The following is a 14,138-nucleotide window of genomic DNA, read 5'->3' on the forward strand; positions in this document are numbered from 1 at the left end:
CGCCGCTTTTACCGCTAGTCTGCGGACATCTGCAATGCCGACAACAGCCTTCCACAAGAGCCCGGCGATGACTGATCTGTCCCGAATCCAAGGGCCTGCCAGCGCGGTGATTCCGACCCTGGAAGGCCGTTTCTACAGGCCGCCGCTGCCTGACGGCTACGTGCTGCGCCCGCGCCTGTGCGAACGCCTGGGCGCCGGCCTGGAAGGGCGCCTGTTGCTGGTCAGCGCGCCGGCGGGGTTTGGCAAGAGTTCCCTGGCGGTAGAGTTCTGCCAGAGCCTGCCCGCCCACTGGCAGAACCTGTGGCTGGGCCTGAGCCCACGGGACAGCGACCCTGGCCGTTTCCTCGAGCGCCTGCTTGAAGGCTTGCGCCAGTATTTTCCGCAACTCGGCGCCCAGTCCCTGGGCCTGTTGAAAATGCGTCAGCGTCACCAACCCTTTGCCTTTGAAGAATGGCTCGATGGCCTGCTCGATGAGCTGACGGTGCACCTGTGCGTCCAGGCGCCGCTGTTGCTGGTGCTGGACGACTACCACTTGGCCCAGGGGCCGGTGCTGGACCGTTGCCTGCAATTTTTCCTCAATCATTTGCCCGATGGCCTGGTGGTGCTGGTCACCAGCCGCCAGCGCCCGGATTGGCACCTGGCGCGCCTGCGCCTGTCGCGACACCTGTTGGAATTGCATGAGCAAGACCTGCGCCTGACCCATGACGAATCCCTGGCCGTGTTGGACCGGCACAGCAGTTCGTTACGTGGCGAGGCCCTGGAAAATCTGATTCGCCGCAGCGAGGGCTGGGTTGCCGGCCTGCGCTTCTGGCTGCTGGCGGCCTCCGAAGCCGGCAATGACGGCGCCCTGCCGCAGGGTCTGAACGGTGGCGAAGGGCTGATTCGCGATTACTTGCTGGAAGAAGTCATCGATTGCCTGCCTGCGGAGGTGCAAGCATTCCTGTACGACACCGCACCCCAGGAGCGCTTTTGCAGCGAGCTGTGCGATGCGGTCCGCGAGGCCCATGACAGCCCGGAAATCCTGCGCTACCTGCAGGCCCATCAGGTGTTTCTGGTGCCGCTGGATGAACACGGTCACTGGTACCGTTATCACCATTTGTTTTCCGACCTGCTGCGCGCCCGCCGCGAAAAGAGCGCCACGTTACCGTTGGCCAGTCTGCACCTGCGCGCCTGTCGCTGGTTCAACGCCCAGGGCCTGATCGATGAGGCGGTGGAGCAGGCGCTGCGGGCCGGGCACCTGGATGTGGCGGCGAACCTGGTGCAGAACCTCTCCGAAGAACAGCTGCTGGCCGAGCAGAATGTCGGCATGCTGCTGCGCTGGAAGATGGACTTGCCCGACAGCCTGTTGATCAGCACCCCGCGCTTGATCGTGCTGTACAGCTGGGCGCTGGGGCTGGCGTGCCAGTTGGATGCGGCGCAGGAGCTGTCCGGCTACCTCAGTCGCTTCCTGCCGGCGCCGTCGGCCACCGCGCAAAAATCCATGCTGGCCCAATGGCTGGCACTGAGCGGGATCATCGCCCGTGGGCGAGGGGACCGCGAATTGACCCAGCGCTATTGCAACGAGGCGCTGGAGAGCCTGCCGCACAAGCGTTACGGCCAGCGTTTGATGTGCCTGTCGACCCTCTCCAACCTGGCCATCGTCGATGCCGATCTGTGGCGTGCCCGTGGCCTGAACCGCGAATCCCTGGAACTGGCGCAGCGCGTCGGCAACCCGCTGTTTGAAGCCTTGGCTCATTACGACCGGGCCCGGGTGCTGCAAGCGCGGGGCGAGATCCTGCGCGCTCTGGACGAAGTGCGCCAGGGCCTGCTGCGCCTGCAGGGGCTGGCACCCCAGCGGCTGTACGCCGTACGCGCGAGGTTGTCGTTGTATGAAGGCTACCTGCTTCTGCTGCGTTACCAGCCCGAAGCCGGGCTTGCGCGTTTGCGTGCCGGCCTGACCGAAGCCCGTGCCTGCCGGGATATCAGCGTGCTGATCGGGCATTGCGTGATCGCCAGCTTCGAAGGGCGGCGAGGCGATTTCTCCGCTGCCTTTGCCGAGTTGGCCGAGGCTGAGCGCTTGATGCATATCTGGGACGTGCCGCCGATCTACTACCTGGCGATGATCACCCTGATCAAATGCGAGTTGTGGCTGGCCCAGGACCGTACCGACCTGGCCGATGCCTGGCTGACGCGGCTGGGTCAGACCTACACAGGCGAGCAGGCGGCCGCCGCACCGGAGTTTCATCCGCACTTGCCACAACATGTGGAGCTGCAACAGGCCGCGCTGGACGCCATTCGCCATCAGCCCGATAGGGCATTGCGACGGCTTGAGGACCTGGCGCAGCAGGCGCTCGGCAGTGGCCGCCAGATGATTGCCCTGATGGTGCTGACCCAGCAGGCCCATGTTCTGCTGGCGTGTGGTCAGGAAGCCAAGGCCAGGCCGGTATTGGCCCGCGCACTCGACGCCGGCGCGGGCGGCGCGTTGCAACCGTTCCAGCGGTTGCTCGAGGACTATCCGGATTGGCTGCGCGAGCAGTTGGGCAAGCCGCCCCATCAGCCGTTGCACCAGGCATTGCTGGGGCTGCTACCGGCAAGCGCCGTCGTCGCGATCGCGCCTCACCATGAAACCCTGAGTACACGGGAGCTGGCGGTCCTGCAGTTGATCGCCCAAGGCTGTTCAAACCAGGAAATCAGCAACCAGTTGTTCATTTCCCTGCACACAGTGAAAACCCACGCCAGCCATATCAACAGCAAGCTGGGCGTGGAGCGCCGCACCCAGGCGGTGGCGCGGGCCAAGTCGATGGGCTTGCTGGCTTGAGTGCGCCACCGTTCATTGCGCGCTCGGGCACTGCTTCAGAGACGAGCCTGCGGCGCGGTTGATCAGCGCGGCGAAGCGCTTGAGGTTGTTCTGGTGCGCCACCACCACGTCATCGATGCTCGGGCCTGCCGGTGACTGCAAGGTCGAGCGGCAGGTCAGCGCAGGGCGATCGCCGCCGCCAACCGGCCTGAGGCGCCAACGCACATCGAGCAGCGCGTATTGCCCCGGCACCGAATCGAAGCGCTGCACTTCCACGCGCAACGACACGGCTTGCCGGGCATCGCTGCCGGCCAACTGGTCGACCAGCGCGCTCCTCAGCTCATCGGCGAGGGTGGCGGCCCACCACTGGGTTTCGAGGATCGCCAGGCCGCTGTCGCCCTGGCGGATCACTATCTGCGCACGGTCGACCTGGGGCGGCACGCTGATGCTTTCAATGCGGACTGAATCGGCATCCGCCCGTGTGGCGTTATTCAGGTGCGCCGGGGTCAAGGTGTGGAATGCAATCGGCTCGCTGCGGCATGCCGCGAGCAACAGCAGGGCAGTCACCAGGGTGATTTTCAACGGCACTGTCATGGCGGCTCCAATGGTCATTTGCGGGGTGGCCCTTGCAGGTCCAGGGGTGCGGCATTATCGGCGCGACCGCGAATCAGCGACTCCGGATGCCGGCCCAGGTAATCCGAAAGCTCGCGCAAGGAGCGCGACATGCGCGCCAGTTCATCCAGGGTCTGGGTCAGTTGTTCGCGCTGCGGCGAGTCTTCGGCCAGGGTGGAACTGGCCGACTGCAGGGTCTTGCTCACGTCGCCCAGGGTCGTCTGCACACCGGGCAGGGTCTTGGCATTGAACTGCGCCAGGCCCTTGCGCAGCTCGACCAGGCTGGCATCGAGATTGCCGGCGATACGCTCGACCGGCAGTTGGCTGATCTTGTTGACGATGCCTTCGAATTTCTCCTGCAATTGTTCCAGGTTGCCGGGAAGGGTGGGGATGCCCACGGGGCGCTGGTTCGGGTCAAACGCGACTTTCTCGGCCTTGGGGTAGAAGTCCAGGGCGATGTACAGCTGACCGGTCAGCAGGTTGCCGCTGCGCGCCTGGGCGCGCAGGCCGTTTTCGATGAAGCTGCCGATCAGGCGCACGCCGGCCGCTTCATCGTCAGGGTTATTGTTCATCGCCTTGAGCAGCTTGATGTGCGCCTGGCCGAGCAGTTGCGGATAGATCACGATGCCGACGTTGACCGGGAAGCTGCGCTTTTTGGCGTCGAAATCCAGGTTGATCGAGACCACTTTGCCAAACTCGACGCCGAGGAATTCCACCGGGGCGTCAACTTTCAGCCCGCGCAGGGCTTGATCGAAGCGCAGCACCATGTATTGCCCCTTGCCATTGGGCGGGGCGAGGGCACTTTGCTGGTCTTCGAACAGTTCAAAGTTGCGGTTTTCCTCGGCGGGCTTGTCGTTGGGGTTGTAGGGCGGTGCCTGGAAGGAGACGCCGCCCATCAACATGGACGACAACGATTCGGTCTTCAGCGCGAAGCCGTTGGCGCCGACGCTGAGGTCGACACCGCTGGCGTTCCAGAAGCGCGTGTTCTCGGTGACGTAGGCGTCATTGGGCGCATGCACGAACACCTCGATATTCACGCCCTTGCCCTCGCTGTCCAATTCATAGGCAACGACCTGGCCGACCGGGATTTTGCGGTAATAGACCGGCGAACCGATATCCAGCGACCCCAGGCCCTGGGTATGCAGCGTGAAGCGTTTGCCTGGCTCGCCATAGGTGATGGGCGGCGGGTTTTCCAGGCCTTTGAACTGTTTGGCGCGGGTGTCGGACTGGCCGATATCGGCACCGATGTAGTCGCCGGACAGCAAGGTGTCGATGCCGGACACGCCGCCGGCGCCGATGCGCGGGCGCACCACCCAGAACTTCGAGTCTTCGCGGGTGAAGCTCTGCGCCTGCTTGGCCAGCTCGACGGTGGCGTTGACGCTTTTCTGGTCATCGCTCAAGGCGACACCGGTGACCTGGCCGATGACCACGTTGCGGTACTTGACCTCGGTCTTGTTGGCGACCAGCCCGCTGCCGGTCTTGAAGTTGAGGGTGATGGTCGGGCCCTGTTGCAGCACGCTATGGACCACCAGGGAGATACCCACCAGCACGGCGACAATCGGCACGATCCATACCAGCGAAACGCTGAAGCGACGCGTCTTGATTACGGGTGTTCCCGCAGGGGTGTCAGCATCAGCCTTGGATGAGCTCATCCGAGGTCTCCTCATTGTGTGGATTTTCCCAGATCAGCCGGGGATCGAAACTCATGGCCGCGAGCATCGTGAACACGACCACCAGACCAAAAAACAGAATGCCCAGGCGCGGCTCGATGTCGCCTAGGGCCTGGAACTTCACCAGCGCGGCCACCAGTGCCACCACGATCACATCCAGCATCGACCAATAGCCGATCAGCTCGATAAACCGGAACAGCTTCGAGCGCTCCTTGCGCGCCCACTGGCTATTGCGCTGCACCGTGATCAGCAGCAGCCCCAGGGACACGAACTTGATGCCCGGCACGGCAATGCTGGCGATGAAAATGATCAGCGCAATGTCCCAGGCGCCATGCTGCCAGAATTCCAGCACGCCGCTCATGATGGTGCTGTCCGCCCCGGAGCCGAGCATGGTGGTATTCATCACCGGCAATATGTTCGCCGGCACGTAAAAGGCCAATGCCGTGAGCAGGTAGGCCCAGGTGCGGGTCAGGGACTGAACCTTGCGCCGGTGCAAGGGGGCGCCGCAGCGCTCACACTCGGTGGGTTCGCTGCGCATGTCGCACGGCTGGCCGCAGGTGTGGCACAGGCACAGGTTGAGTTCGCGGGCGGTGGGCGGTGAATTCATAGGGTGTCCCACAGGTCACGCACATCGCGCCCGGCGATGCGGATCAGCAAAAGACTGAGGGCGGCCAGCGCGAACAGGCCGATGCCGGGTATCACATCGAGCATGCCGGCCAGCTTGAAGACCGCCACCATCGCGCCCAACAGGCACACCTCCAGCATGCTCCAGGGCCTGAGGGCTTCCAGCCAGCGCATGCACAGCTTGAAGGCCGGTGAGCGCCTGCCGGAGAGGGCAAAACTCAATACCCAGATCAGCAGCAGCAGCTGAAACACCGGCGCGATAATCATGGAAATTGCTGCCACCAAGGCGATAAACGTAATCGGCCCCTGGCTCAACGCGACCACCGAATCCCAGAGTGTCGCGCTGTTCTTCAGGCCCTGCAGGCTGATGCTCATCACCGGATAAAAATTGGCGAACGCCCACAACACCGCTGCGGTGAGCGTCAGTGCGAGGCGCTGCTGCACCGACAGGCCGTTATAGCGCTGCAGTACTCCCTCGCAGCGTACGCACAGGGCTTTCTGATGTTTGGCGAGCGTGACTTTCTGATAAACGCAGTCGCAGTGTTCGCAGATGACCTGTTGATTCGCCATAGGGCTGCTCCAAAAGCGACTGGCTAGGGTGCTGGCCGTTGCCGGAGAGCCAATCGCGTTTGCGTAGCTTAGCAGCCGATGCCACCGTTTTACCTATTACTCGGCATCCTCTCCTTTCTGTAAGGCATTGACGGTTACGCTGTTGCGCCAAGCATTGTGCGTCGCCATATCAGACGCGCCAACGTGATCGACCAGTTGCACAAGGCGACAACCAGGATGATAGAGAGCAACGTCGACATGCCATGGTTGACGATTATTTTACCGGCCAATAACGGAAAGCCGAACACGCCGACAAAGTAGGAAAGACTGAATAAAACCAATGATTGCGCGGTCTGGCCCGCGGGGGCTTCATTGGCTGCCAGCCCGTTTATTACAGAGTAAGTCAGCCCGTAACCTACCCCGAGCACAATGGCGGCCAGCAAATACGCCGCCGAAGAGTGTACGAAGAAGGTGAACATCAATACCGAAATCACCATCAGCGCACTTAACAGGCTCGACATCAGGTAGGGATCGCGCTTGACGATATACCCCGCGACCAGCAGGCGACAGGAGATCGCCGCGCTCATGAAACCCAGGAAAAACAGGGAATAATCGAGATGGTTAAGCGCGGCATAGGAGGTTTGGAAGCTCGAAAGCCCGCCGAAGATTGCGCCGCCGAGGCCGACCATGATAATGGCAAATACCGCCTTGGAACCCAGCACCGCCTGTGCCGCCCGGGCGCTGATCTTGCACACTGTCACCGGCCCAAGACGTGCTTGCTGCTGCTTGATGTTGGGGGCGAGCAGGAAAAACAATGCCCCTCCAGCCAGGCTGGCAATGGCGGCGACGATAAATGCGGACTCCACCGAATGGTCCAGCGCCTCGGCGGCTCGCCCTACCAGCGGCCCCGTGCCGATACCACTCATCATGCTGCCCGACAGCAATGCAAAATACTTCACGCGCCGGGCAGGCTCTATGATCATCGCCACAATGATCGGCCCAAGTGTGTAGAAAACGCCCCATCCAAACCCCAGTATCAAGCCGCTGGCCAGCAGTGCCACGCCGAAAGCAGGCACGGTCGCGAAGCCCAGGCAAGCGGCTGCCAGCAACACCGCGCCCGCTGCGATGGCTCTGGGTGCGCCGATCAGATCAGTCAAGTGGCCTGAAAATATGACTGCCAGGAACGTGCTGAGCATCGCAACCGAGATAATCGTACCGGCGTCGGACTCGCTGCCGCCGCTGTCCCGCAGCTTCATGGCCAATAAGAACGTAGTGCCATACGACAGGGATAGTAGATAGCTGCCCAGGCAAAACAGGCCGAACAGCCCGGTGCCATTAGCGTGGCTCGCGGACGATGGTGAAGACATGGATTCTTTCCTTGTGGAATCGAAAGTCTGATAGTCAGAAGTGATATTAATCAGCGGCGCGTTGTAGTGCAGCGGTCACCCGATCGATATCTTCCTTTCGGATCGTCGACATTTGCGTACGTCTTTTAGAGGCTCGATATCTATAGCAGACCATTAACGACAAACGTCATAGATTCAAAGTTTATGGACTGAACATTAACCCTTCTTAAACATACGGCGGGCTCGATCAGTTCTGGTGTTCATGCGCCAAGTGGTAGCCAGCCGGCGTTTGTCTAACAAGCATTGCAACAAAACCCCAGCTCGCGTTCAGCCGGGGTCTGCTACGGTCTACCTGGCGCCCAGAGTGTCTGGCCTTTTTATCCTGCCGGGGCCGCGCTCACGGAATTTTTACCGCTTGCCATGTTCCAAACCCGGCACAGGTCCGTTGCCCATGTCCTCTGCATCACAGAATGCAAAAGTAGGAGCTTCCTTCATGTTCACTCCGCGTCGTCTGCTTGTTGTCGCCACCGCCGTAGCCCTGTTGTCCGGCTGCGCTTCACCCAACCCTTATGACGGCAGCCAGGGACAGGCCGGCAATGGTTCCGAAAGCGGCATGAGCAAGACCGCCAAGTACGGCGGCCTCGGCGCGCTGGCCGGGGCATTGGCCGGTGCGGCCATCGACCATAACAACCGTGGCAAGGGCGCGCTGATCGGCGCAGTCGTTGCGGGTGCCGGCGCCGCCGGCTATGGCTACTACGCCGATCAGCAAGAGAAAAAACTGCGCGAAAGCATGGCCAATACCGGAGTTGAAGTGCAGCGCCAGGGTGACCAGATCAAGCTGATCATGCCCGGCAATATCACCTTCGCCACCAACTCCGACGCCATCTCCAGCAGCTTCTATCAGCCGCTGAACAACCTGGCCAACTCCCTCAAGCAGTTCAACCAGAACACCATCCAGATCGTTGGCTACACCGACAGCACCGGCAGCCGTCAGTTGAACATGGACCTTTCCCAGCGCCGTGCGCAGAGCGTGGCCAACTACCTGACCTCCCAGGGCGTCAGTGCTGCCAACCTGAGCGCACGCGGCGCCGGCCCGGATAATCCGATCGCCAGTAACGCTGACGTCAACGGCCGTGCCCAAAACCGTCGCGTAGAAGTGAACCTCGGCCCGATCCCCGGCCAGCAGTACGGCCAGCCGGGCGCCCAGCAACAGGCGCCACAACAGAACAACCAGTTCCAGGGCAACCCGTACTCGCAATACCAGTAAACACCGCCACAAAAAAGGGCGCCGTGCATTGACTGCACGGCGCCCTTTTTTTGGCTTTCGGTTACATCAGTCGATGTATTCGAACACCTTGACGATTTTCTGCACACCGGACACACCCTGTACCAGGTTGGCCGCGCGAGTGGCTTCCGCCTGGGTCAACAGGCCCATCATGTAGACGATACCGTTGTCGGTGACGATCTTGATGCGCGAGCCCGGAACGGCGCTGTCGGTGAGCATCTGCGCCTTGATCTTGGTGGTCAGCAAGGCATCGTTGCTGATGGCCAGCAGCGTGATCGGGTCCATGACCTGCAGTTCGTTGTGCACCTTCTTGACCCGTTGCACCGCCGAGGCGGCCTGTTCAGCCTGGGCCTTGAGTTCGGCGCGCGGGGTTTGCCCGGCCAGCAGCACGACGCCGTTGAAGCTGGTGACCACAATGCGCGACGCGCCATTGCCCAGGTCCGTAGCCGCTTTGGCGACGTTGACCTTGACCTTGGTTTCAATCAGCGAGTCGTCGATGGTGCTGCCGAAGGTACGTGTGCCCCGGTCGTCCTGGATGGGGGTGTCCCGTGTAGCGGTGATTGCCGTACTGCAGCCGCTGATGGCGAGGCACAGCGTGATGGCCAAAAGGCTGAGGCGATTAACGGTCATTCTTCACTCCCGAACAGTTGGCTGTCGATCAGATCGCACAGGCAGTGGATCGCCAGCAGGTGGACTTCTTGAATGCGTGCAGTGACATTGGCCGGAACGCGAATCTCCACGTCCTCAGGCAGCAGCAACGAGGCCATGCCGCCGCCGTCGCGCCCGGTCAATGCTACGACAATCATTTCGCGATCATGTGCGGCCTGGATCGCTTGAATGATGTTCGCCGAGTTGCCACTGGTGGAAATCGCCAGCAACACATCGCCCGGCTGCCCGAGGGCGCGGATCTGTTTGGAGAAGATTTCGTTGTAGCTGTAGTCGTTGGCGATCGAGGTGATGGTCGACGAATCGGTGGTCAGGGCGATCGCCGGCAGGCTCGGGCGCTCGCGCTCAAAGCGGTTGAGCAGCTCGGAGGAGAAATGCTGGGCGTCACCGGCCGAGCCGCCGTTACCGCACGAAAGCATTTTGCCTTCGTTGAGCAAGGCGTTGACCATGACCTGACTGGCTTGCTCGATGTGCGGTGCAAGTACGTCCATCGCCTGTTGCTTGGTGTCGATGCTGGCCTGGAAAAGCTGGCGAATTCGGGATTGCATGTCCATCTGTGTGACCTTAATGAGCGCGGCTGTTTGGCACAGAAATGTGCAGCCCGCAAAGCAAAGAGCAAAAGTGTGGGGTGAAGGTGCCGGGTGAGTCAGCTGTCGAAGGCATCTTTGAGCCAATTCAGGTCAGCTGGGCCCGACGGTGTGCTTTCCATGGCAACCACATCGAAACGGCAGGGGCTATCGGCCCAGCGATGCTCTTTGTGCAGGAAAAACTGCGCGGCGAGTATCAGCTTTTGACGCTTGCGCCCATCGATACTGGCGAGCGCGCCACCCCATTGTGCGTGTTTTCTGTAGCGGACTTCGACGAATACTACTGTATCGCCGTCAAGCATGACCAGATCAAGCTCACCGCGTTTACATAACCAGTTCTGCGCCAGAAGGCGCAGACCCTGTTGTTGCAGATAGTTCAGCGCGTAGCGTTCGGCATCCTTGCCGCTTTGTGCGCTGGACGGTTCGGGCATCAGCGCGGGGTATCCGGCAGGCGTTGGATCTCGCCACCCACGAACTTCGCCCACGGCATCTGGCGGTCAACGCGCTGGTTGGCGCTGATGCCCAGGTTACCGGAGAGGCCGTCGACACGGGTGTCCGGCAACGCCTTGAGCTGGCCCAGGCGTGGCGCCAGGCGATAGGCATCGACGCCCATCGCATACAGGCGACCCAGGCTGCCATTGGCCTGCGGCCATTGTGCGGCGACCTGGTTGCGCAGCGGGTCGGTGGTGTTGAGCAACCAAGGGGTTTCGCAGAACATCACGTTGGTCATGTCCAGGTACTGGTTGCGGTCGCCACTGGCGCTGAAGACGTGGGACGTCGCGTAGACGGGCACATCACCGGCGTACTGGAAGTTCAGGGTCGGCTTGATCTGCTGGGCCAGTTGCGGGGTGACGGCCAGGAAGATGAACTCGATGTCCTGGCGACGCGAAGGCTGGGCGGCAACGTCAGTGCCGACGGTGTCTTGCAGGCTCTTGGCGCGGCCTTCGCTTTTGCGCAGTTGGAACAGGTCGGCGATCTGCTGGGCCAGGGCCACAGGCTGGTCGACATATTCGACGCCCATGACGGTGCCGCCGTTGGCTTCCCAGTCCTGGCGGAAGGCCTTGTAGACACGCTCGCCCCATTCGCCACGGGGCACCATGGCGGCGGCGCGATGCAGGCCGTCGGCACGGGCGCGGCGCGACACTTCACGGGCTTCGTCTTCAGCAGCCAGGCCGAACTGGAACAACTGCGCCGGGGCTTGATCGCCCTCGCTGTAGTTCAGCGCCAGGGTGGTGATCGGCAATTGCGGGCGTGCACTGAGCTGTTTGACCAGTGGCTTTTCCAGCGGGCCAACCACCAGCTGCACGCCGGCGGCCTGGGCCTTGGCGTAGAAGTCGTCGATGGAGGTCAGGCGCGAGCTGTCGTAGAACTCAATCACCGGCGGCTTCTGCCCGGCCTGTTCGGCCTGGTAGTGAGCGGCCATGAAGCCTTCACGCAATGCCTTGCCGACCGACGCCAGGGCGCCTTCCTGTGGAAGTAGCAGGGCGATCTTGGTCAGGGGCTGGCTGGCCAGTTCCTTGAGTTTGGTCAAGGGCGTTGGTAATTGCACGGCCGCCGGATGGCCCGGGTTGCGCGCACGCCAGGTATCGATGGCGGTTTGCTGCTGCTCCAGCGTGCCGGCGCCCTTGACCGCCTGGGCCAGGGTGATCCAGCCGTCCAGCGTCGGGTTGCCGGTGGCTTGCAGTTGCTCGGCAGGCAGTGCGGCAATCAACACCCAGATCGCTTCGTGGTTGCTATTGGCGGCGTCACCGGTGAGCAGCGGCGCCATGGCGACACGCTCCCGCGCTGCCGCCAGGGTCTGGCCGTCGGCTTCATAGGCGCGGGCATGCACGGTGCCGGTGCGCACTTGTTGATCGACCGGCAGCTCCTTCAGGCTTTGCAGGCTGGGGTGGTTCAGCGCCGTCAATGCAGCCTTGGGCTGATTGCGGGTCATCGCCAGCTCGGCGGCCAGGGTGCTGGCAAACACTTGCGCGGCCGGTTTCAGGACATCCAGGGGCACCTGCGCAAGTATCTGCGAGGAACGGCCAGGGTTGTTCTGCTGGTAGGCCAGGTCAGCCGCACTCAAGCGCAGCAATGCGGCCTTTTCTGGCGTCTTGGCAGCCGTGGCCTGTTCGAGCAGTTGCTCGATACTGGCGTCGGGCGTGCGTGGTAGGTCGCCAAGGCTGGACGAGGGCGAGCTGGCGCAAGCGGCCAGCAAGGCAGCGAGGCAAAGGGCGGAGAGCAGCCGCAGGCAAGCGATCATGTAAGTGTTCCTGATACCGATCAAATTAGCGTGGAAGTGTACCCAAGCACTGGCCCAGGCGCGATGTTCGTGGCGTGAAACCGTGGATTTAGGTCGTGCAATTGTTGCGTTTTACTAACAATGGCTGAAACGACATCCGCCGTGACGGCATATTTTCAGCGCGTTGACGCGCTACAATGTGGCTTTTGCCAACCATCGAGGTGTGCGTTTTGACTGCTCCAGGTCCTTTGAATTCCACTGCGGGCTCGCTTTTTGTCGTGGCGACGCCCATTGGCAACCTGGACGACATCAGTGCCCGGGCATTGAAAGTGTTGCGCGAGGTTAAATTGATCGCGGCGGAAGACACGCGACACTCCCAACGGTTGATGCAGCATTTTGGAATCCCCACGCCACTGGCGGCCTGTCATGAACACAACGAGCGCGAGGAGGGCAGCCGTTTTATCACCCGTTTGCTGGCAGGTGATGATGTTGCGTTGATCTCCGATGCGGGCACGCCGCTGATTTCCGACCCTGGCTACCATCTGGTCCGCCAGGCGCGCGCCGCTGGTATCAATGTAGTGCCTGTTCCAGGTGCGTGCGCGCTGATTGCAGCATTATCTGCAGCCGGCTTGCCGTCGGACCGCTTTATCTTCGAAGGCTTCCTGCCCGCCAAGACGGTAGGGCGTCGCGCGCGCTTGCAGGCGCTGAAGGAAGAGCCGCGCACCTTGATTTTCTACGAAGCCCCGCACCGCATCCTTGAGTGCCTGCAGGACATGGAGCTGGTGTTCGGCGGCGCGCGCCTGGCGCTGCTGGCTCGCGAGTTGACCAAGACCTTCGAAACCCTCAAGGGCCTGCCGCTGGAAGAGCTGCGCGGGTTTGTCGAAGGCGACAGCAATCAGCAGCGCGGAGAATGCGTGGTGCTGGTGGCCGGCTGGACGGCTCCAGAGGATGAAGATGCAGTCGGTAGCGAAGCCATGCGCATCCTCGATTTGCTGCTCAAGGAGATGCCGCTCAAGCGGGCTGCCGCCCTCGCCGCAGAAATTACCGGGGTACGCAAGAATGTGTTGTATCAGGCGGCGCTGGATAAACAGAAAGCCGAATAGTTCCGGGGCCGGGCCGGTGTTTCGTCCGAAGGTGATGGCAATGCTGCACTTTTAATACTTGTCCTGAGGCCGTCGTGCCGTTAACCTGCGCGGCGGAGAGTCGATTGGACAGTCGCTGCCCTCTATGAAAATTAGGGGGGGAGGAAAGTCCGGGCTCCATAGGGCGAAGTGCCAGGTAATGCCTGGGAGGCGTGAGCCTACGGAAAGTGCCACAGAAAACAACCGCCTAAGCACTTCGGTGCCGGTAAGGGTGAAAAGGTGCGGTAAGAGCGCACCGCACGACTGGCAACAGTTCGTGGCTAGGTAAACCCCACTTGGAGCAAGACCAAATAGGGTCCCAAGGCGTGGCCCGCGCTGGGACCGGGTAGGTTGCTAAAGATGTCCAGTGATGGCCATCGTAGACGAATGACTGTTCAAGACAGAACCCGGCTTACAGATCGACTCTCCACCTTTTTTCCTTCTGTCTGAACCTCGGGCAGAAAACCCGGTAGTAACGCAAGAATCCCTCCCTGCCAAATCATTGGCAGATGCGTCTTCGTAATACCAAAAAAATCTTACTCTTAATAAATTACTTTAACTCTGAGCCATAGCGCTTTGAGTTATTTGTGCTTGTTGAGTCAAAAACCACGCTGAACTCGGGTTTCTCCTCCCGTTACGCTCGTAAATCTCCGTTCTGTAAGGCTTTTCCTTGTATCCGCG

12 protein-coding genes and 1 other RNA gene are annotated in these 14,138 nt (G+C 61.5%); 4 read left to right on the forward strand and 9 right to left on the reverse strand.

Annotation, left to right across the window (positions count from 1 at the left end):
• Positions 1-67: 67 nt before the first annotated feature.
• On the forward strand, positions 68-2,797 hold the full coding sequence (locus C4J88_RS04505) for a LuxR C-terminal-related transcriptional regulator (RefSeq protein WP_124406299.1): 2,730 nt from the start codon (positions 68-70) through the stop codon (positions 2,795-2,797).
• 12 nt (positions 2,798-2,809) lie between these two features.
• Here the strand turns inward: C4J88_RS04505 and C4J88_RS04510 are convergent, their stop codons facing one another.
• The 5 genes from C4J88_RS04510 to C4J88_RS04530 all read right to left on the reverse strand — a co-directional run bounded on the left by C4J88_RS04510 (position 2,810) and on the right by C4J88_RS04530 (position 7,598).
• A complete protein-coding gene (locus tag C4J88_RS04510; protein WP_124406300.1) occupies positions 2,810-3,370 on the reverse strand; it encodes a membrane integrity-associated transporter subunit PqiC in 561 nt (186 codons plus the stop codon).
• Between the two features lie 14 nt (positions 3,371-3,384).
• A complete protein-coding gene (locus tag C4J88_RS04515; RefSeq protein WP_124406301.1) occupies positions 3,385-5,040 on the reverse strand; it encodes an intermembrane transport protein PqiB in 1,656 nt (551 codons plus the stop codon).
• Positions 5,021-5,665 (reverse strand): paraquat-inducible protein A, encoded by a 645-nt coding sequence (locus C4J88_RS04520; RefSeq protein ID WP_124365867.1) that lies wholly within the window; start codon positions 5,663-5,665, stop codon positions 5,021-5,023. The genes C4J88_RS04515 and C4J88_RS04520 overlap by 20 nt, the downstream gene beginning before the upstream one ends.
• Positions 5,662-6,252 (reverse strand): paraquat-inducible protein A, encoded by a 591-nt coding sequence (locus tag C4J88_RS04525; RefSeq protein WP_124365868.1) that lies wholly within the window; start codon positions 6,250-6,252, stop codon positions 5,662-5,664. The genes C4J88_RS04520 and C4J88_RS04525 overlap by 4 nt, the downstream gene beginning before the upstream one ends.
• Positions 6,253-6,386: 134 nt before the next feature.
• Positions 6,387-7,598 (reverse strand): MFS transporter, encoded by a 1,212-nt coding sequence (locus C4J88_RS04530; protein ID WP_124406302.1) that lies wholly within the window; start codon positions 7,596-7,598, stop codon positions 6,387-6,389.
• Positions 7,599-8,070: 472 nt separating this feature from the next.
• Here C4J88_RS04530 and C4J88_RS04535 point away from each other — a divergent pair, with 472 nt between their 5' ends.
• On the forward strand, positions 8,071-8,844 hold the full coding sequence (locus C4J88_RS04535; protein ID WP_057724610.1) for an OmpA family protein: 774 nt from the start codon (positions 8,071-8,073) through the stop codon (positions 8,842-8,844).
• 66 nt (positions 8,845-8,910) lie between these two features.
• Here C4J88_RS04535 and C4J88_RS04540 read toward each other — a convergent pair whose 3' ends face one another.
• The 4 genes from C4J88_RS04540 to C4J88_RS04555 form a co-directional block, all read right to left on the reverse strand.
• Positions 8,911-9,492 carry a BON domain-containing protein gene (locus C4J88_RS04540; protein ID WP_124361348.1) on the reverse strand — a complete coding sequence of 194 codons (582 nt, stop codon included), beginning with the start codon at positions 9,490-9,492 and terminating at the stop codon, positions 8,911-8,913.
• Complete coding sequence (locus tag C4J88_RS04545) at positions 9,489-10,082, reverse strand: phosphoheptose isomerase (protein WP_007904374.1); 594 nt, start codon at positions 10,080-10,082, stop codon at positions 9,489-9,491. Before C4J88_RS04545 ends, C4J88_RS04540 begins: the two co-directional genes overlap by 4 nt.
• Positions 10,083-10,174: 92 nt before the next feature.
• The gene (locus tag C4J88_RS04550) at positions 10,175-10,546 is read right to left on the reverse strand and encodes a YraN family protein (RefSeq protein ID WP_124406303.1); all 372 of its coding nucleotides are present in this window, start codon (positions 10,544-10,546) and stop codon (positions 10,175-10,177) included.
• Entirely contained in the window at positions 10,546-12,357 is a 1,812-nt protein-coding gene (locus C4J88_RS04555) for a penicillin-binding protein activator (protein ID WP_124406304.1), read from the reverse strand. Before C4J88_RS04555 ends, C4J88_RS04550 begins: the two co-directional genes overlap by 1 nt.
• 176 nt (positions 12,358-12,533) lie before the next feature.
• Here C4J88_RS04555 and rsmI point away from each other — a divergent pair, with 176 nt between their 5' ends.
• Both rsmI and rnpB read left to right on the forward strand, forming a co-directional pair.
• Positions 12,534-13,439 carry a 16S rRNA (cytidine(1402)-2'-O)-methyltransferase gene (gene rsmI / locus C4J88_RS04560; RefSeq protein WP_164485229.1) on the forward strand — a complete coding sequence of 302 codons (906 nt, stop codon included), beginning with the start codon at positions 12,534-12,536 and terminating at the stop codon, positions 13,437-13,439.
• 96 nt (positions 13,440-13,535) lie between these two features.
• Positions 13,536-13,888: RNase P RNA component class A (rnpB, locus tag C4J88_RS04565), an RNA gene on the forward strand.
• Positions 13,889-14,138: the final 250 nt, after the last annotated feature.

This window comes from Pseudomonas sp. R4-39-08 (assembly GCF_003852275.1).
Lineage (GTDB): Bacteria > Pseudomonadota > Gammaproteobacteria > Pseudomonadales > Pseudomonadaceae > Aquipseudomonas.